The sequence below is a fragment of the Stenotrophomonas sp. Iso1 genome (assembly GCF_027497995.1).
In the GTDB taxonomy this organism is placed as follows: domain Bacteria; phylum Pseudomonadota; class Gammaproteobacteria; order Xanthomonadales; family Xanthomonadaceae; genus Stenotrophomonas.
Map to the genome: position 1 here is coordinate 170982 of NZ_JAODBT010000004.1, position 17365 is coordinate 188346.

Genomic DNA, 17365 nt, shown 5'->3' on the forward strand with positions numbered 1-17365 from the left:
ATAGTTCTTGCATCCCGATATTTGGTGTACTACATTACTACCACACCACCGTTCACACACACATAAACAGGCCCCGCCATGAACGCCAAATCTCTCGCTCTCGCCATCGCCCTTGCCGCCGGGTTTGCCTCGACCGCGCAGGCCTCGGACATCGTCACCCTGGACACCGTGCAGGTCCGCCCGTCGGCCGACCAGCTGGTCCAGGCCAACCTCGAAGCCACCAGCAGCATCCCGACCCTGGCAGCGGTGCAGGTCCGCCCGACCGTCGGCCAGATCGTCGAACTGATGGCAGAGCAAGCCGCCAACCAGCTGGTTGCTGCCACGCCGATTGCCAGCGTCGCGAACTGGGTGGTGTCGCTGCCGGCAGTCACCGTCCGCCCGGACGTGCAGCAGGTGCAGGCACTGGCTGCCGAACTGGCCGCCGATGCCGTCGGCAACGTGGTCGCCAAGGGTCTGGTTTCTTACTAAGCCAGACCCTGCCGGAAGCAGCCCGGCGTAAACTTCGCTGATGACTTCCGCACCCGTTTTCGATGTCCTGCTGTACCAGCCCGAGATCCCGCCCAACACGGGCAACGTGATCCGGCTATGCGCCAATACCGGCGCGCGACTGCACCTGATCGAGCCTTTGGGCTTCGACCTCAGTGACAAGCAGCTCAAGCGCGCCGGCCTGGATTACCACGAGTACGCGCAGATGCAGGTTCACCCCGACCTGGATACCGCGTTGGCGCGCATCGCGCCCAAGCGTCTTTTTGCAATGAGCACCCGCGGCAGCGTGCGCTATGACAGCGTGCCCTTCGCCGATGGCGACGCCTTCCTGTTTGGCCCGGAAACCCGCGGCCTGCCCCAGGACCTGCTGGATGCATTGCCCGATGGCCGCCGTCTGCGCCTGCCGATGCAACCCAACAACCGCAGCCTCAATCTGTCCAACTCGGTTGCCGTGGTGGTGTTCGAGGCATGGCGCCAGCATGGGTTTCCCGGCGGGGCGTAAGCCGCTCTCCAGGCGTGGCAAAGCCCTTGTCTCGTCGGCTGGATGAAGCGCAACGCCGCTCTCCTTGCCACCGGCAAGGGGGACTTGAAGCAACCGCTGCCGTCATCAGAGATCCGGCACGACCTGCCCCCTCCCGTTCGCGCACGAAGGGAGGGTTGGTGAAGGAGTGAAGCGTCTGCCTTGGTCTGCCTGCACGTTCAAACGCTCAGGCTGGCCCGGATACACGGCACCTGCCCGAGCTACGGAAGCGTCTGCCCGCCGATCACACCCTGCGCGTGCAACTCCTGCAGTCGCAGCGCATCCACCCCCAACACCTCATCCAATACCTGCCCGGTGTGCTGGCCCAATACCGGTGCTGCGTGTGTGTACTGCAGCGGCGTGGCCGAGAACTTCAATGGATTGCGTACCATCGCCACGTTGCCACCGCCGGGATGCGGCAGTTCAATGCGCAGGCCACGCGCCTGCACCTGCGCATCGTCGAACACCTGGTCAATGCGATTGACCGGGTTGGCCGGCACCACGGCTTTCTCCAGCGCTGCCAGCCATTCGGCAGTCGGACGCTGGCTCAGCCGTTGCTGCAGGTACGGCACCAGTTCGCCACGATGGGCCACACGTGCGTTGTTGGTGGCATAGCGCGGGTCACTTGCCAGCTGCGGCTCGCCGATCACCTCGCACAGGCGCGCGAACTGGCCGTCGTTACCGACGGCGAGCATGAAATACCCATCGGACGCGGGCATCACCTGATACGGCACGATGTTCGGATGCGCGGTGCCCTGCCGCGTCGGCACCACGCCGCCGATCAGGTAGTTGGATGCCTGGTTGGCCAGCCATGCCACCTGCGTGTCCAGCAATGCCAGATCAATCTGCTGGCCGATGCCGGTACGCTCTGCATGGCGCAGCGCGGCAAGGATGGCCGTGGCTGCATACATGCCGGTCATCAGATCCGTCGCCGCCACACCTACTTTCTGCGGGCCGGCGCCGGGTGCGCCATCCGGCTCACCGGTAACGCTCATCAGGCCACCAATGGCCTGGATGGCGGCATCGTAGCCAGCCCGTTGGGCATACGGGCCATCCTGGCCGTAACCGGTGATGGAGCAATACACCAACGCCGGGTTGATGGCGTGCACGCTGGCGAAATCCAGCCCGTATTTCTTCAGGCCACCGACCTTGTAGTTCTCCACCAACACGTCGCAACGGGCGAGCAGCTCTCGGATCAGCACCTGCCCTTCGTTGGTGGTGAAATCGATGGCGACCGAGCGCTTGCCACGATTGGCGCACAGGTAATACGCAGACTCGCCGGTGTCATTGCCGTCAGCATCTTTCAGGTAGGGGGGCCCCCAGGTGCGGGTGTCATCACCCACGCCGGGACGCTCGACCTTGATCACGTCCGCGCCGAAATCGGCCAACACCTGCGTGGCCCACGGGCCGGCAAGGATGCGCGACAGATCAAGAACACGGATGCCTTCCAGCAACTTCATTTCGGCCACCACGCAGTACAGGCATCCGGAAGCGAAGGCTGCCATGCCACGGTCCGTTGGAAGGCCTCTGCCAAGGCAATCAACAGCAGCTCGTCACCGATGTTGCCGACCAGTTGCATGCCCACCGGCAGCTCCCCGGCAGCGACCGGCAGCGGCACCGACAGCGCGGGATTGCCGGCCAGGTTGGCGTAGGCGGTGAGGTCCGCCTGGCTGGCCGGTGCGGGCATGCCGAAAGCGAAGGCACGTTGCGGTGCGGTCGGCATCACCAGCACATCGCATTGCGCCAGCCACTGTTGCAGCTGGACGTGGCCGCGATCCGCCAGTTGCGAGGCGGCCGCCAGCTCGGCGGCACTGCGGCCCTCGGCCCAGGACATCAACTTGACCAGCAGCGGTGAGAATTTGCTGCGGTCGCCGGCCCAGGCATCGGCATGCTCCACCAGCAGCTCGGCTTCACTCATCAACAGACCCGCACGACGTGCACGGCCGGATGCAAAGGCCGGTGCTGGCAGCGGCTGTAGGCGATGACCGAGCCCGGTAAGCACTCGCAGACCGTCTTCAAAGGCCGCCTGCACATCGGGTGCGATGTCGACGGTGTCGCCGAAATCCACAACGCCGATGCGCAGCGGCGTGTTGTCGGCCGGTACGAAATGAATCGCACGCGATTGCGCGCAATCGGCGTCAAACCCCGACATCACCTGCAGCAGCAAACGCAGGTCGCGGGCTGACCGTGTGAGCGGGCCGATGTGGTCGAGCCGGCGGCACAGCGCGACCGTGCCACGCGTGCTGATAGCGCCCCAACTCGGCTTCAAGCCCACCACGCCGCAATAGCTGGCGGGGATGCGTACCGAGCCCATGGTGTCGGTGCCCAATGCTGCCGAACACAGGCCCGCCGCGACCGCCGCACCACTGCCACCGCTTGATCCGCCCGGCGTGTAACCGGGGCGATGCGGGTTGTGGCACGCGCCGTAGAACGGGTTGTCGTTGTCGGCGCCCATCGCCGCTTCGTGCATGTTGAGCTTGCCGAGGATCACCGCACCGGCCGCACGCAGCGCGGCCACGGCAGGATTGTCGGACGCGGACGCCGCTTCGTGACGGCGCGTTTCCATGCCGGCGGTGGTGACCATGCCGGCGACGTCGATGTTGTCCTTCACCGCAACCGTCAGGCCTTCGAGCGGTCGCACATGGCCACTGCGACGGCGGGCGTCCGATTCGGCGGCGGCGGCCAATGCGCCTTCGACATCAACGTGGATATAGCTGTTGATGATCGACTGGCTGGCGTCGATGGCAGCCAGCTGCTGACGCAGCAGTTCCACGCTGCTCAGCTCACCGGCAGCCAACAAGGCCGCCTGCGCGGTCATGTCCTGGATCAGCAGTTGCGCATCGGCCTTGCTCACGGTGCTTTCCTCAGGCGAAACGTTTATCGATCAGACGCACCGGCTTCTGCCGTACTTCAATGCCGGTCAGCGAGGCCAGTGCACCTGGCTCCGCCAGCACGATACTCATTTCAACGCCCAGCCGCTGGCGCAGCAAAGCGCCGAACTCGGCCGCCAGTTGTGCGTCGTCGACCGCGCCGCGCGTTTCCACGTGCACCGCCAGATCGTCGCGGCCGCCCTCGTCACGACTGGCCACGCAGATGAACTCGCCGGCAAACGATGCGTGCTCTTCCAGCACCGGTGCCATCGCCTGCGGGAATACGTTGATGCCGCGAATCTTGACCATGTTGTCGCTGCGGCCAAGGAAGCCTTCAATGCGACGCAGGTTCATGCCCAGCTTTGATGGCGTGGTCAACACGCGGGTCACGTCATGGGTGTTGAAACGGATGATCGGGTAGATGTCGTCCTTGTACAGGCAGGTGACCACCATGTCGCCGGTCTCCCCATCGGCCACCAATGCGCCGCTGTCCACGTCGAGAATTTCGACGTACTGCGCGTCTTCCATCAGGTACAAGCCATCCTGATCCGGGCCTTGGCCGGCGATGGCGCCGGTGTCACCGACGCCGTACCAGTCGTACAGTTCAACGCCACCCCAAGCCGCCGACAACGACTCACGCGACTCACGGCCGAGGTGCCCGCAGATCATCCGCACCGGGATGTCCTTGCCCGGCACCAGGCCGTTCTCGCGTGCCACGTCAGCCAGCTTCTTGATGTAGTCGGCAAAGCCCACGATGACGTTGGCGCCCATGCTCTTCATCAACTGCACCTGCTGTGCAGAGCGCATCTCGATGCCGGTACCCGCTGAGCAGAACAGCGCCTGCGTGTAATGCGTCACTGCTTCACGCACATAGTGGCCGCCATTGATCATGCCGTGGCCGTATACCGAATGGACCACGTCACCGGGCTGCATGCCCTGCCAGCGGTACAGGCGCGCCAACAGCAGGCTCTGCACTTCGCGCGAATGCGGCGAGAACACCAGCGGCTGCGGGCGTCCTGTGGTGCCCGAGGTCGTGTGGAACACCAACGGCGTGTTGCCCGCCTCGGTGCCGTCGCGCCAACCATGGAAATCACCGAGCGGCGGGTTGGCTTCCACCGAGGCCATGATTTCGTGCTTGCCGAACACCGGCAGCTTGGTGATGTCATCAAGGCTCTGGATGTCGGCGGGCGTGACGCCGGCATCGCCCCACAGGCGTTGATAGAACGGAATCTGCCAGGCGCGGGCCACGCAACGCAGGAACATTGCGTTCTGCTCGGCACGCAGTTGCTCGCGGCTGATGTTCTTGAACTTGTCAGTGAAGGCCTGGTCCATCGGGAACTGGGTGAGCAGCTCCTTGACATCGAACGACTCGAAATAAGTGGTGTGGGTCATGGGGTCTCGACAATCAGCAGGTCGACCAGCCGGCGGACATCGTCGATGTCCTGCAGATGGTCGAAGTGGGAGATCAGGGCATCGCGGCGGCCGGCGTCGAACGGACGCGCGGCGTGGTCAAGGCAATGGTGGAATTTTTCAAGTTGCTGGCCACGTGACAGCGGCCGCTGCGGGGAGCCGATGGCTGCGTCGCGGTGGTTGTGCAGGACGCGGCCATCGCGCAGTACGACCGTCATGGATTGCGGCACCAGCGCGTTGGGGTCTTCGCAATCATTCGGCACCAGGCTCACCTGCGATGCGAATGTCGCCAGACGTGGGTCCGCCAGTTTCTCCGGCGCATACGCTGACAAACCCACTTTCCCGTCGAGCAATACGGTGCCCAGCAGGAACGGCAGACACAGCCGTGCATAGCTGGTTTCCATGCCGGGCTCGTAGGGCCGGCCTACCAGGCGACGCACCAAGGGCGGCGCCTGCAGTTCGATGGACGCGACGTTCTCCAGGCTCAGTCCGTGCTGCTGACGCAGCTCCATTAGCATGTCCTGCGCGGCATGCGCCGCGCCGCCGGTGGGGAACACCTTGTGACTGACGCTGAGCATCTGTGCTTCACGCGCGGCAAGTTTCTGCAGCGACGGCGCCGTGTCGAATTCACCTTCGATCAATGGCAGATAGCCGAATGGGCCTTCCAACATATCGCGCGGTGCCGGGAAGCCATTGCGCGCCAGCTCCCAGCAACTCAACGCAGCGCGGGCATTCAATGCAACCTGCAAGGCCAGCGTTGGTGAACCTTCCACATGCGCCTGCATGGTGCCGGACAGATGGCTGTACGCCAGGCCCAACACACGTCGCAGCAGCGCCTCATCGGCACCGTGCAGGTGGGCGATACCTGCGACCGCACCCAGCGCGCCGCACATCGAGGGCCGGAAGAAGCGCATCGGTGCACGCCCGCTGATGCCAATCAGGGTCGCCACATCCACCGCTACATTGAGCGCGGTGATGAGTGCCTTGCCGTCCACCGCCATGCCATCCACATTTGCGCGCTGCTCGGCGGCGGCGAATAGCGCCGACTGAATCACTGCCAGCGGATGCACCACGGCCGGCATGTGCACGCAATCAAATTCCTGGCTGTGTATCTGGTAGCCATTGACCATCGCCGCGCTGGCCGCAGGCATTGCTTCGCCTGTGACCCACACCCGCGCGGCATTGCCGGCGCCATAGCTGGCAACGCTGCGCCGCACCGTCTGGGTCAGCGGTACCTGCGCGCCGGAGCCAGAAATGCCAACGGCAATCGAGTCCATCGCGAAGATACGCGTGGCCGCGACCGTTTCGGCCGAGAGGTCTTCAAACCGCAGCGTGCTCGCGTGCTGCAACAGGGCTTCGGTCAATCGCATCAGGCCACCCGCGCCAACATCGTGTTCAGAGCGTCCAGACTGCCGCCATTGGGCAGCGCCTGCACCTGCCCAAAGAGGGATTGTGCCAACCCGGCCGATACGCCACCCCATTGCGCCAACGCCATTGCCTTGGCGATCACATCGTCGGCGGACAGCGGACATTCCGGGTCGCCCCAGGCGTCAATGCGACTGCGCTCGACGCTGCGACCATCATCCAGCCACAGCTGCACCGTGGCACCGTAATGTGCCGGGAAACGCAGGCTGCAGTCGCGGTCTTCCGCCACCTTGATGCGGCTGCGCCAATGCAGCACGTCGGTATCGGAGCAGGCCTCGGCGGTGTAGTGATCCAGCTGCGGACGGCCATGTACAAGGACCGAGGCCAAAGCATGTTGCAGGCTGAATTTTGCTTCCAGTTCAGTGGAAGGCTGCGGGCGGTCGCAGAAGCGCAGGGCTTCAGCGTAGGTGCGCACTTCAACACGCGCGATCTGCGCGATATCGGCCTCGGCCAGCCCGCTGAGGGCCTCCCGCATCGCGTCGATGGCCGGGTGCGCATGCCGACATGCCGGCCACGGTTTGAGGCTGGTGCTATGGATCAACCAATCCTCTTCCTCGGCAATCACCTGTTCCGGCACGGCGTCCGGCGCGGTGGCGGCAAACAGACCCTGCTCGCCTTCCAGTATCCTGCGCGGCCCACGCATGCCCGCCAGCGCCAACTGTGCCGCCAGCCAGCCACTGCGTGCGGCTTCGGCGTTATGCAACGATTTGGTCGGTACCGGTTCGTGACGCATCTGCCACAGGCCGCCGGTGCGGCTGCCGGCATTGCCCAGCGCATCGGCCAGCGCATCCGTGGGTAAACGCAATATCGAGGCGCCCGCCGCAGCGGCGCCAAACGCACCGGCCGTTGAGGTGGGGTGCCAATAGCGATAATGCCCACGGCCCAATGCGCGGCCCACGCGAATGGTGGCTTCGTAGCCGCGCACCACTGCATCGAGCAGGGCAATGCTGTCGGCGTTTTCAGCCTGCGCGGCAGCCAGCGCGACGGGAATCACCACCGGGCCGGGATGCAGAATGGCACCGCGATGCACATCGTCCATTTCCAGCACATTGCCCAACGCGCCATTGAGCAGCAGCGCATCATTCACGCTGCGCCCGCCGACGCCGAGCGCCGTCGCTGAACCAAACGATTGCAGCTGCACCACGCTGCGCAGTTGTGCAGCTACCGGGTAGCGCAATGCCGCCAAGGCGCAGCCCAGCCAATCCACCAGCAACAAGGCGGCTCGCTGCCGTGCGGCGGCATCCACCGGCTGCTGCAGGCGCTGGGCAAGCTGTTCGGTAAGGCTGGCAGCAGGCGGAATCATCGCGTGGCGGGGCTCGTTGCAAACGAAGAACGGGGGACGGAAACGCTGCGGTGAAAGGAGCATAACCGACTTTGTCCGGACATATCATATGATTCACCTCCCGCAACCTGCAATCACCCCACATGCCCCGACCGCTGGATGCTGACACCTTCTTCGACCACCTTGCGCAGGGCCGCGAGATCTTCGCGCCGGGCTGCGCCGGCCACTCGCTGCTGTTTGAATCATGGCTGCGTGCCCAGCCGGAGCGTTGTGCCGGGTTGCGCTTCACCGGTGTACACATCCCCACGGTCAACACCTTCGATTTCGCAGGCCTGCATCCGAAGGCACGCCAACGCAGCATCTTCCTGAGCGGCGACCTGCGCGCATCCTGGTTGGATGGCCGTGTCGACTACCTGCCGATGACCTACACCGCCACCTGGCGCTGGCTGCGCGAGAAGGTGAGCTTCGACACCGTGCTGGTGCAGGTGTCACCGCCGGATGACGATGGCAATTGTTCGCTGGGCGTCGCCTGCGACTTCACCCCGGCGGTATGGCCACGTGCAACGCGCATCCTGGCGCATATCAACCCACGCATGCCGCGCACGCGCGGTCCGTCCATTCCGCTGGCACGCATCAGCGCCGCCATCGAACAGGACATGCCCCTGCTGGAAATCCCCGACCCACCTGGCGATGCGGCAATGGACGCAGTTGCAGCGCAGGTAGCCACGTTGGTGGACGACGGCGCCACCCTGCAGTTGGGCCTGGGCCGGCTGCAATCGGCGGTACTGCGCGCGGTGCGCGAACGTCGCAACCTGCGCATCCACAGCGGCATGGTCTCTGACGGGCTGCTCGGGCTGCTCGATTCCGGAGCCCTTTCACCGGCGCCGGATGCGGTGGTCGCAGGCGTAGCGCTGGGCACCGCTGCGCTGTATGACGTTGCTCCACGCACCGTTGTATTCCGCGAGGTCGGGCACACCCATGACCACGCCGTGCTTGCCGCCCTGCCCCGTTTGACTGCCATCAACAGCGCGTTGTCAGTGGACCTGCTGGGGCAGGTGAACGGCGAGTTCCTGTCTGGACGCCAACTGAGTGGTGTCGGCGGGCTGCCCGATTTCCTGCAAGGCGCTCGCCAATCGGTAGGTGGTCGCGGCATCATTGCACTCCCTGCCAGCACCCCCAAGGGCGAAAGCAGGATTGTGCCGATGCTTCCCGCGGGGCCAGTGAGCCTGGCGCGCGTGGATGCTGACTGCATCGTCAGCGAGTACGGTGTCGCCGATCTGCGTCACCTTGATGTCCACGCCAGGGCCCGTGCCCTGATCGCCATTGCCGCTCCCGAACACCGCGAAGCCCTGGAACGCAATTGGCAGGCGCTTTCGCACAGACTTTGAACAAGGATCAGTACATATGACTGGTACGCGACGCAGCAAGCCCCGCTATGCCGAACTTGGTGATCTATTGCAGGCGGCAATCGAGAAAGGCGAGTACGCCGTGGGCACACTGCTGCCCACCGAGCTGGAACTGTGCGAGCGCTTTAGCGTCAGCCGCCACACCGCGCGTGCGGCACTGGCACAGTTGATCAGCGCCGGGCTGGTACAGCGCCGCCCCGGCGCCGGCACCCGCGTTATCGCGCAGAGCGCGGCGATGCGTTACGAACATGAGATCGACACGGTCGACCTGCTGATGCAATACGGCAACAGCACCCGCCTGAAGGTACTGAGCGCCGAGCGCCACATCGCCGATGCAGCGGTTGCGCTCCTCCTGGATATCCATGAAGGCAAGGAATACCTGCGCCTGCACTGCCTGCGTCTTGAAGAACAAACCCGCGAACCGATCGCGGTAACCGAGATGCTGGTACCGGTACGCAGCGGTGTACCCACCGACAAACTGTTGGATGTAACCGGCGCCGCACGTGCGGTCGCCAAGTTCCTTGATCCGTCCAGGTTATCGCGCGTTGAGCAGGTGTTTGATGCTGCCTCGTTCGACGCCAGCGACGCCAAGCTGCTGGACATCAAGAAGACCGAACCGGCCATGCGCGTGCAGCGCCGCTATCGCGATGCCAACGGTCGCCTGCTGCTGATGGCGATCAGCCTGCACCCGCCGGGCAGGTTCGCGTACTCAATGGTGTTGTCGCGCAACCACCGTTGATAACCGCCCTTCCGTTGGTGACACCAACGGAAGGATCGGGGGAAGGGGCGGAAGCCAACGGCTTCACGCCCTCACTTCTTGAACAACAACATCAACACGCTCGGCCGTAGCGCCAATCGCATCATCTGCCGGAACTCCGCAGGCGTCAGGCTGGTCTTGCAGGGCAGCATCCCGGCCACACCGTCCATCACCAGCAAGCCCTCCTCGGCCTTGACGTCGTTGATGCGTACGTCGAGTTTCATTGCGGGCGTGACAACCTTCATGCGCCGCCCTCCCAGTGCTTCAGGCCAACAATTTCACGGCCCGCCGCGCGGCCGGAGATCATCGCTTCGGTCAGGTACGAACCGTTCTGGTACAGATCCGAGAACATCGAACCCATCTCGCCCGCTTCGTACAAGCGCGGAATCGGGCTGTTGTCATGGTCGAGCACTTCCGATTTGATGTTGCGACGCGCGCCACCGCCCGTGCAGACAATCACCGGATCAATGCGCATGCCGTAGAACGGTGCTTGCGCGATCGGGAACAGCGTGTCCGGATTGCGGCCGAATTCCGCATCGTTCTTGGCCGCGCAAGCCGCGTTGTAGCGCTCCACTTCCGCGCGCAGCTTGGCCGGGTCGCGGTTGATCTTGAGTGCCAGTTCTTCGAGGGTGTCGGCCTTCTGGATCCAGCCCTTCTCCACTTCTACCGAATTGTCATCCGACCACTGGTAACCACCCACCACCGGATTCCAGCTCATCACTTCCACCACCAGCTTGTTGTACTGGCAGGTGATGGCATCAAAGATCATGTGCACCGGTTGCGCGCGATAGTGCGGCGTGTCCACCCAATGCCCGTGCTTCTTTTCCTTGTAGTGCGTGAGCTGCAACTCGGCGGTTTCGTTGTAGAAACGCTCGGTATTGGCATCGACCTCAATCCAGCTGAAGCTCTGCCAGAAGAAGTTGCGCAGGAAGCCATTGACGAAGCCTTCCGGCTTGAAGCCCGGCCAGATGCCACCGGACTGGCCCTGGTTGCGCATATGCCACAGGTCGGCACCGGCTTTCTGCAGGATCTTGATGCCGTCACCGGTGTTGTGCGGCGTGCCCAGCGGCGCCGGATTGGCCAGGCCGAAGTAATTGCGCTGCATGTCCAGGTTGGCTTCAAAACCGCCAGTAGCCATCACCACGCCCTTGTTGGCGCGAATGGCAACGCGCTGGCCGTTCTGCTCGGCAATCACGCCAAATACTTCCAGCGTGTCCGGGTCCTGCACCAGGTCTTTGATCGGCGATTCAAACGCGATCTGGATACGCGGGCGCAGACGGATGTTTTCGCGGAACGCCAGATACACGCCCGACGGAATCGGCAGGATGGTCGCCGTGCAATGCACCGCCTCGCGCGCGCCGAACTCCGGGAATTCCAGCACCGCATCGCGCTCGGAGAACCCGGTGCCGTGGATGAACTGCGCACCGGCCTGTGCCGCACGTTCCTGGATCCACGGTTCCAGTGCTTCCATCGCCTCGGACCACGGCACCAGCATGTCTTCCGGGATCGGGTTGGCCTCGCTCATCTTGCGCTGGTACTCGGCCAGCACCTTGGCGTTCTTGGTGATCAGCAGCGACTGGCCGGCGACGCGGCTGTTGCCACCGGTCTCGGCCTCGTTGGCCTTTTCCAGAATGAGGATGGACAGGTTCGGGTCCAGGTCATGCGCCTCGATGGCGGCACACATGGCCGCCAGGCCAAAGCCGGCGATGACGAGGTCGTACTGCTGGTCCCACTGTTTGACGGCATTGAGGCTGGCCATGGTTCCCCTCCCGGGAATTGCGATGGCCCGACTATCCATCGCCCATCCCGCCGACCGCCAACCAATTCGCGTACTCTCCACAACCATTGGTTGTAACTGCGTGCCACCATGGATCTCCGCCAGCTCCGCTACTTCCTGTCCGTGGTCGAACACGGCAGCTTCACCCGCGCCGCCGCTGCCACGGGCCGCACCCAACAGGCGCTGAGCAAGGGCATCCAGGCGCTGGAGCAGCAGCTCGGCGCCCGCCTGTTCGAGCGTGGCAGCCGCGAGGCCCGGCTCACCGATGTCGGCCGCCTGCTGATGGAACACGCCCAACCCGCCCACGACGCCGTGCGCCGTTTCGAGGACCGCCTGCAGGAGCTGCAGACCGGCGCAGAAGGCCAGGTCCGCATCGGCACCGGCCCCAGCACTGCCGGCTCGCTGGTTGCCCCGGCGGTCCTGACGCTGCGCCGGCATTGGCCAAAGATCGGCATCCACGTCAGTGGCGGCATCCTGCCCGAACTGCTACCCAACCTGCTCGCCCGCGAACTGGATGCAGTGGTCACCCTGCACACCTTCGGCGACGGCGACCCCGACCCACGCATCCGCAGCGAAGTACTGATGCATGACGAGTACCGCGTGCTCGCCAGCGTGCGTCATCCGCTTGCACGGCAACGCGATATCAGCGCCGCGCAATTGCTGGAACAGGCGTGGATCTTCGGTCGCCGCCTCGGCGCGGTCGAAGGTGCATTCCGCCAACGTTTTCATGAAGCCGGACTGGAGCCGCCCCTCAATACGATGGAAAGCGGCTCACCGGAATTCATGCGCGCGATGATCCGCGATGGCGGTTATCTCACTTTGTTACCAAGTCGGTTGGCGCAGGCAGAGTTGCTGGCCGGGCAATGGGTGAAGCTGGATGCACCGGGGTTTTCCTGGCAGCGGCCAGTGATGGTTTATACGCGCGATGGCGAACCGCAGAGCGCGCCACTGGCAAGGTTTCTGCAGGCGTTGAGAAATGCGGCGGAGCTGGCGCGTGCACGGGAAGTGGGGTGACATTAGGGTCTGTTGCGCAGGTGCAAGCTGCGGCCTTCTTGTCTGCCCTGGCACGCGATATACCGCTCGGAGGGCGCTGCCGTTGCGGAGATATGGAATGCGCTTATCCCGGGTGAAATGAAGGCGTATTCCACATCACCGCTTGACTGCGGCTTCGGCTGGCGGATTTCAAAAGTAGAATCAAGTGCTGGATGGCGGATAGCACAATGAATTCGTTGGAGATCAGGCGTGATGCACACCGTGATCGAAACGCGCGATACTCCGTGTTACACCGCTATTAGGCGGTCTACTTAGAGTTAGGCATCACAAGGGGATCTCATGAGCGACCGTGAAGAAGCGACTAGTTTCGTAATTGAACAACGCGACAAAATTGAGATCTATACTGGCGACAAGGGGCATGTCGTCTTAAAGCAAGACTCGTACACCGGAGAGGAAAGCGTCATTTGGATACATCCAGATGACGTTGCTGCAGTTATTCGGTATCTGGAAGCCGCCCGAACAGAGGCATATGAGATTCGCAAGCAGGGCGCCGGTGATGCCTAACAGTTTCATAAGAGACTTCCCGTCAATACCGCCCACTTGATGTTCTTGCCTTGAGCTTTCAGGCGTTCGCTGCTCATCACGTTGTCCTTTGTGTTCGTCATGCGTGTCAGTGCGTGTGGCGTTGAACGTTGCCAGACTGCATTTCCGTAAACGGTCTTGTTGCGCCGATGTTGCTGACGCGGACCAGGGTATAAACCGCGCCCGGAGACCTCGTTCATTCAGCGGTGTCGTCGGTGTCTGGTGATCAACCAGCACACGTTGGGACGTCCAGAATGTTAGTCAGGTTCTCTCCGGGTGGTCTGACCCGTTGCTACCTTTTCGCGCTGACGTTGAACTGATGAAATGTGTCGCTTGTGGTTACGCCATGCTCCTCATCGCGATGGCGCGCTTGCACGCCGGACGCTGCACCATCGGGTGCTTCAACCACGCGTCGGCGTCGTAGGCCAACATCGCCCACAGCTGCCTGGCGTCTCTGTTGGCGATGGCCACCAGCACTTTGCCAAACGGCATCCGGCCGGCCAACTGGCGTATCCAGATCTGCTCGGCGGTGGAATTCGCTACGCTGACCACTTTGGCGCGATTCAAACTGCTGCGCGCGCCCTGGATCAGCAGCGTGCGCAGGTAGCCATCGCCACGGCAGCTGATCGCGCCAAGGCGGGCATGGCCCCCGCTGGAATGCTGCATCGGCACCAGTCCAAGCCACGCACTCACTTGTCGGCCGTTGCGAAAGACCTTGGCGTCGCCCAGTGTGACGACCGCCGCGTCGGCGGTAATCGCGCCAATCCCGACGATGGCGCGCAGCCGTACACACCGCTCGTCCATCCGTGCATGCGCGTCGATGCCTGCACCGCACGCGTCCACAGCGGTGCGAACCTGCGTCCAGTGGGCGCTGAGACCACGCAGCAACTCGCCCATCTCGGGCGGCAATGTCGTGTGCTGGTCCAGATCGGCCAGCGCAACGCGTAGCGCCTGATCACCCTTTGCCACCACGATGCCGAATTCGGCCAGCAAACCGCGCAGGCGATTACTGATCGACAGATCTTCAACCTTGTAGCCTTCCCGTACCCGATGCCACGACAATCGTGCCTGTTGATCGATGGTTTTGACCGGTACAAAGCGCATATTGCCCTGACGTGCAGCCGTGGCGATCGCTTCGGCATCATTACGGTCGTTCTTGGTGGTGCGACTCTTGCGGAACGGTTTGACGAACTGGGCCGCCATCAAACGTGGCTGCAGGCCATATTCCAGGCAACGCCGCCCCCAATGGTGCGCACCACTGCACGACTCCATCGCCACCACCGTACCTGCTGGCACCTGCGTCAACCACACCGCAAAAGCCTCGCGTTTGAGATCCTGCCGGCGCAAAGCACGACCGACGCCATCGGTCTCACACACCGAAAACACGCTCTTCGCCAAATCCACACCGATGGTTATAGTGCTCATGGAGACTTCCTCTTCTGCTGACGGTTGTTTCGCAACACCATCATGGCTCGCGAGGCCGAAAGGGCAGGAAGTCTCTTTTTACTCATTCAAGCCGAAGCCGCTTCGCGGCTCCACTTCATTCTGGCGGTAGTGCCCACTTGAACTTCACAGCACCCACGCAACAGGAGATTGACGAGGTTGAGACGATGGCAGGCTTCCCGCTACCAGCGAGCCTCCTCAAGCTCTACGCAAGTCACGGTAACGGAGGCTTCGGCCCAGACTACGGCTTGCTTGGCCTCGCATCGGGACACGTCACGGATCAAGGCGACACGGCACTAAGTCTCTATCAAATCTTCAATCAACCCGACCCGGATGATCCAGGTTGGGCTTGGCCCGGGCATCTGCTCCCCATCCTTCATGTTGGTTGTGCCATTTACTACTGCATAAACTTGGCTGCTGCAGATAATCCGGTAGTTCGGTTCGATCCAAACGGATTCGGCCCTGGAGATAACTGGGAGGGTGCGTTCTCGGTGGTCTTTCCGAGCTTGGAGTCTTGGCTAGGTGGCTCTAACACTTCGTTCAACCCGAACCTGCCACATGGGTCGGTGTAACTCAGACGATAAGCGATAAGACCATGATCAATCGCACGGAAAATCCGGTTGGCTGGGCCATGCTTCTTGACGACCTCGATGATGCGCATGAGCACTTGGGCAATCTGATCAAGGAAATCACAAACGATCCTGAATACGGCGAGCCGGAGCTGCGGATAGACCTGGGCCACGTATACGCCCATCTCAATCGAGCATGGCGTCGTCGAGAAATCACTGATGACTTTACCGACAGTGAGTGGATTGCTGCGGGAGCATTTCCCAGCGATATTGAGCCAATCGCCTAGCAAATCACTAAATCCGAGCCCGCTTCGCGAATCAGCCTGGTTCAAGCGTTGAGCCGCATAGGAACCCTCAATGGATGTTGTCGCGGTCAAAGAGCATTGCAGCCGTTACCCGGGGGCCTCTGCCAAGTTGTCTGGACCACCCATCAACGTGCTCACCTACTCCGTTGGTGGCAAACAGTTCGCCTACTTCAAGACCAGCGAGCCGGAGCAATGGCGCTTCAGTATCCGTACTACCTCGGAGCGCTTTCTGGAGTTGACGAACGTACCTGGCATCAAGCCGGCGCGCTTCATGGCCAGATTCCGCTGGGTCACCATCGTGGATGTCGACACAGTTCCAGCCGACTATCTTCAGGAGTTGATCGCGTGGTCCTATGCCAATGCGCTGGGTAGTCTTTCGAAACGACGGCAATCCACCATCATGGGCGAGCTGCCTGACATTTCACTATAGCCAAAGCCGTTTCACTGATCGGCCTGATTCGGGCGTTAGACCGCATGGACAGAGAAGTAGCACCGCAACCCAGTATTCGAAACGTCAGTCGGGGTGAGATCTTCTGGATCGCTGCCGATGAGGCGAAGGGATCCATTCCCGGGACACCGCACCCTCATGTCGTCGTTCAAGAGGACGTCTTCAATCACTCCCGTATCGGCACTGTCATTGTCTGCGCGCTGAGTACGAACCTCCGTAAAGCTTCCGAACCTGGCGCTGTTCTACTGGATATCGGAGAGGGAGGGCTGGAGCGGCAAAGCGTCGTAGTTGCTTCGCAGATATCTTGCGTCTACAAGTCTCGACTGGGTGCCTACATTGGATCGCTGTCGCAGGATCGCGTCGATCAAGTTGTTTCAGGGTTGCGATTTGTTCAATCGGCTTTTCATGATCGCAGCTAGAACTCCACCCAGACGACCGGGCGAATCATTCAAGCCGAATGCGCTTCAAGGTCCGGCATAATTCAGTCGTTGGGCAACCAGGGAGAGATTGCCGTGGTCATACAAAAGGTCATCCTGGCGCTGTTGCTGTTTTCGCCATTTTTCGCCATCGCCGGGGACAACCCTGAGTTGCGTTCGATCAAGGAAGCAGATCAAGCGGACAGGCGCTCAGAGCCGACTTTGGACACGTGGCGTGGTGTCATGCAGCGGGATAGCGAACGGCGCACTCGCGTGCTTGAGATTCTCAAGGATGGCCAGCTCAGTACTGCCTGGGATTACTACAATGCTGCGCTTGTCCTGCAACATGGCAATTCTGCAGAAGACATCAGGCTAGCGCACTCCCTCTCCACGATCGCCATCACGCTGGACCCAGGACACAAGCGCGCCAAATGGCTTCTGGCGGCATCCTGGGACAGGCTGATGCTGTACTTCAAACAACCTCAATGGTACGGAACCCAGTCAGTACGGGATTCATCCGGCAAAGGTGTCCTCTATCCCGTTGATCCGGCTGCGGTCACAGATGCTGATCGCGCCGCACTCGGAGTGCCATCGCTCGCAGAGACTCAAGCGCGGATCGAATCTCAGAGGGAAAACAAATAGCTTCCCAATGGTTCATTCAAGCCGAAGGTGCTTC

General features: G+C 62.4%; 17 protein-coding genes. 9 read left to right on the plus strand and 8 right to left on the minus strand.

From position 1 onward, the window contains the following. Positions 1 to 78 precede the first annotated feature (78 nt). Together PAN08_RS15885 and trmL are read left to right on the plus strand one after the other, a co-directional pair. Entirely contained in the window at positions 79 to 468 is a 390-nt protein-coding gene (locus tag PAN08_RS15885; protein WP_269792487.1) for a hypothetical protein, read from the plus strand. 40 nt (positions 469 to 508) lie between these two features. Continuing rightward, the gene (trmL, locus tag PAN08_RS15890; RefSeq protein ID WP_269792488.1) at positions 509 to 988 is read left to right on the plus strand and encodes a tRNA (uridine(34)/cytosine(34)/5-carboxymethylaminomethyluridine(34)-2'-O)-methyltransferase TrmL; all 480 of its coding nucleotides are present in this window, start codon (positions 509 to 511) and stop codon (positions 986 to 988) included. Positions 989 to 1227: 239 nt separating this feature from the next. Here trmL and PAN08_RS15895 read toward each other — a convergent pair whose 3' ends face one another. The 5 genes from PAN08_RS15895 to PAN08_RS15915 are packed head-to-tail and all read right to left on the minus strand — an operon-like array spanning position 1228 to position 8014. Further along, entirely contained in the window at positions 1228 to 2511 is a 1284-nt protein-coding gene (locus PAN08_RS15895) for a CaiB/BaiF CoA-transferase family protein (protein WP_269792489.1), read from the minus strand. Further along, positions 2463 to 3860 (minus strand): amidase, encoded by a 1398-nt coding sequence (locus tag PAN08_RS15900; protein WP_269792490.1) that lies wholly within the window; start codon positions 3858 to 3860, stop codon positions 2463 to 2465. The genes PAN08_RS15895 and PAN08_RS15900 overlap by 49 nt, the downstream gene beginning before the upstream one ends. A gap of 10 nt (positions 3861 to 3870) precedes the next feature. After that, positions 3871 to 5268, minus strand: coding sequence for a hypothetical protein (locus tag PAN08_RS15905; RefSeq protein WP_269792491.1), 1398 nt, complete (start codon positions 5266 to 5268; stop codon positions 3871 to 3873). Then, entirely contained in the window at positions 5265 to 6656 is a 1392-nt protein-coding gene (locus tag PAN08_RS15910; protein WP_269792492.1) for an MmgE/PrpD family protein, read from the minus strand. Before PAN08_RS15910 ends, PAN08_RS15905 begins: the two co-directional genes overlap by 4 nt. After that, complete coding sequence (locus tag PAN08_RS15915; protein WP_269792493.1) at positions 6656 to 8014, minus strand: MmgE/PrpD family protein; 1359 nt, start codon at positions 8012 to 8014, stop codon at positions 6656 to 6658. The genes PAN08_RS15910 and PAN08_RS15915 overlap by 1 nt, the downstream gene beginning before the upstream one ends. Positions 8015 to 8136: 122 nt before the next feature. Between PAN08_RS15915 and PAN08_RS15920 the strand changes: the two genes are divergently transcribed. Beyond that, on the plus strand, positions 8137 to 9381 hold the full coding sequence (locus PAN08_RS15920) for an acetyl-CoA hydrolase/transferase C-terminal domain-containing protein (protein WP_269792494.1): 1245 nt from the start codon (positions 8137 to 8139) through the stop codon (positions 9379 to 9381). 16 nt (positions 9382 to 9397) lie between these two features. Next, on the plus strand, positions 9398 to 10138 hold the full coding sequence (locus tag PAN08_RS15925) for a GntR family transcriptional regulator (protein ID WP_269792495.1): 741 nt from the start codon (positions 9398 to 9400) through the stop codon (positions 10136 to 10138). A gap of 71 nt (positions 10139 to 10209) precedes the next feature. Here PAN08_RS15925 and PAN08_RS15930 read toward each other — a convergent pair whose 3' ends face one another. Continuing rightward, positions 10210 to 10401 carry a hypothetical protein gene (locus PAN08_RS15930; protein WP_269792496.1) on the minus strand — a complete coding sequence of 64 codons (192 nt, stop codon included), beginning with the start codon at positions 10399 to 10401 and terminating at the stop codon, positions 10210 to 10212. Next, positions 10398 to 11915, minus strand: a complete 1518-nt coding sequence (locus PAN08_RS15935) for an FAD-binding protein (RefSeq protein WP_269792497.1) — start codon at positions 11913 to 11915, stop codon at positions 10398 to 10400. The genes PAN08_RS15930 and PAN08_RS15935 overlap by 4 nt, the downstream gene beginning before the upstream one ends. Positions 11916 to 12023: 108 nt before the next feature. Here PAN08_RS15935 and PAN08_RS15940 point away from each other — a divergent pair, with 108 nt between their 5' ends. Both PAN08_RS15940 and PAN08_RS15945 read left to right on the plus strand, forming a co-directional pair. Further along, complete coding sequence (locus tag PAN08_RS15940) at positions 12024 to 12947, plus strand: LysR family transcriptional regulator (protein WP_269792498.1); 924 nt, start codon at positions 12024 to 12026, stop codon at positions 12945 to 12947. A gap of 318 nt (positions 12948 to 13265) precedes the next feature. Next, positions 13266 to 13490, plus strand: coding sequence for a hypothetical protein (locus tag PAN08_RS15945; protein ID WP_269792499.1), 225 nt, complete (start codon positions 13266 to 13268; stop codon positions 13488 to 13490). Between the two features lie 357 nt (positions 13491 to 13847). Here PAN08_RS15945 and PAN08_RS15950 read toward each other — a convergent pair whose 3' ends face one another. Then, positions 13848 to 14933 carry an IS110 family transposase gene (locus tag PAN08_RS15950; RefSeq protein ID WP_269792500.1) on the minus strand — a complete coding sequence of 362 codons (1086 nt, stop codon included), beginning with the start codon at positions 14931 to 14933 and terminating at the stop codon, positions 13848 to 13850. Between the two features lie 613 nt (positions 14934 to 15546). Here PAN08_RS15950 and PAN08_RS15955 point away from each other — a divergent pair. From PAN08_RS15955 to PAN08_RS15965, 3 genes are all read left to right on the plus strand, one after another. After that, positions 15547 to 15807, plus strand: a complete 261-nt coding sequence (locus PAN08_RS15955; RefSeq protein WP_269792501.1) for a hypothetical protein — start codon at positions 15547 to 15549, stop codon at positions 15805 to 15807. Between the two features lie 70 nt (positions 15808 to 15877). Beyond that, positions 15878 to 16255: an MmcQ/YjbR family DNA-binding protein gene (locus PAN08_RS15960; RefSeq protein WP_269792502.1), complete on the plus strand. Its 378-nt coding sequence runs from the start codon at positions 15878 to 15880 to the stop codon at positions 16253 to 16255. Between the two features lie 530 nt (positions 16256 to 16785). After that, positions 16786 to 17331: a hypothetical protein gene (locus tag PAN08_RS15965; protein WP_269792503.1), complete on the plus strand. Its 546-nt coding sequence runs from the start codon at positions 16786 to 16788 to the stop codon at positions 17329 to 17331. Positions 17332 to 17365 lie beyond the last annotated feature (34 nt).

Excerpts from the sequence above, each read along its gene's own strand:
- PAN08_RS15885 (WP_269792487.1), top strand. The coding sequence starts at position 79 with ATGAACGCCAAATCTCTCGCTCTCGCCATCGCCCTTGCCGCCGGGTTT.
- trmL (WP_269792488.1), top strand. The coding sequence starts at position 509 with ATGACTTCCGCACCCGTTTTCGATGTCCTGCTGTACCAGCCCGAGATC.
- PAN08_RS15895 (WP_269792489.1), bottom strand. The coding sequence starts at position 2,511 with ATGGCAGCCTTCGCTTCCGGATGCCTGTACTGCGTGGTGGCCGAAATG.
- PAN08_RS15905 (WP_269792491.1), bottom strand. The coding sequence starts at position 5,268 with ATGACCCACACCACTTATTTCGAGTCGTTCGATGTCAAGGAGCTGCTC.
- PAN08_RS15910 (WP_269792492.1), bottom strand. The coding sequence starts at position 6,656 with ATGCGATTGACCGAAGCCCTGTTGCAGCACGCGAGCACGCTGCGGTTT.
- PAN08_RS15915 (WP_269792493.1), bottom strand. The coding sequence starts at position 8,014 with ATGATTCCGCCTGCTGCCAGCCTTACCGAACAGCTTGCCCAGCGCCTG.
- PAN08_RS15920 (WP_269792494.1), top strand. The coding sequence starts at position 8,137 with ATGCCCCGACCGCTGGATGCTGACACCTTCTTCGACCACCTTGCGCAG.
- PAN08_RS15925 (WP_269792495.1), top strand. The coding sequence starts at position 9,398 with ATGACTGGTACGCGACGCAGCAAGCCCCGCTATGCCGAACTTGGTGAT.
- PAN08_RS15930 (WP_269792496.1), bottom strand. The coding sequence starts at position 10,401 with ATGAAGGTTGTCACGCCCGCAATGAAACTCGACGTACGCATCAACGAC.
- PAN08_RS15935 (WP_269792497.1), bottom strand. The coding sequence starts at position 11,915 with ATGGCCAGCCTCAATGCCGTCAAACAGTGGGACCAGCAGTACGACCTC.
- PAN08_RS15940 (WP_269792498.1), top strand. The coding sequence starts at position 12,024 with ATGGATCTCCGCCAGCTCCGCTACTTCCTGTCCGTGGTCGAACACGGC.
- PAN08_RS15945 (WP_269792499.1), top strand. The coding sequence starts at position 13,266 with ATGAGCGACCGTGAAGAAGCGACTAGTTTCGTAATTGAACAACGCGAC.
- PAN08_RS15950 (WP_269792500.1), bottom strand. The coding sequence starts at position 14,933 with ATGAGCACTATAACCATCGGTGTGGATTTGGCGAAGAGCGTGTTTTCG.
- PAN08_RS15955 (WP_269792501.1), top strand. The coding sequence starts at position 15,547 with ATGATCAATCGCACGGAAAATCCGGTTGGCTGGGCCATGCTTCTTGAC.
- PAN08_RS15960 (WP_269792502.1), top strand. The coding sequence starts at position 15,878 with ATGGATGTTGTCGCGGTCAAAGAGCATTGCAGCCGTTACCCGGGGGCC.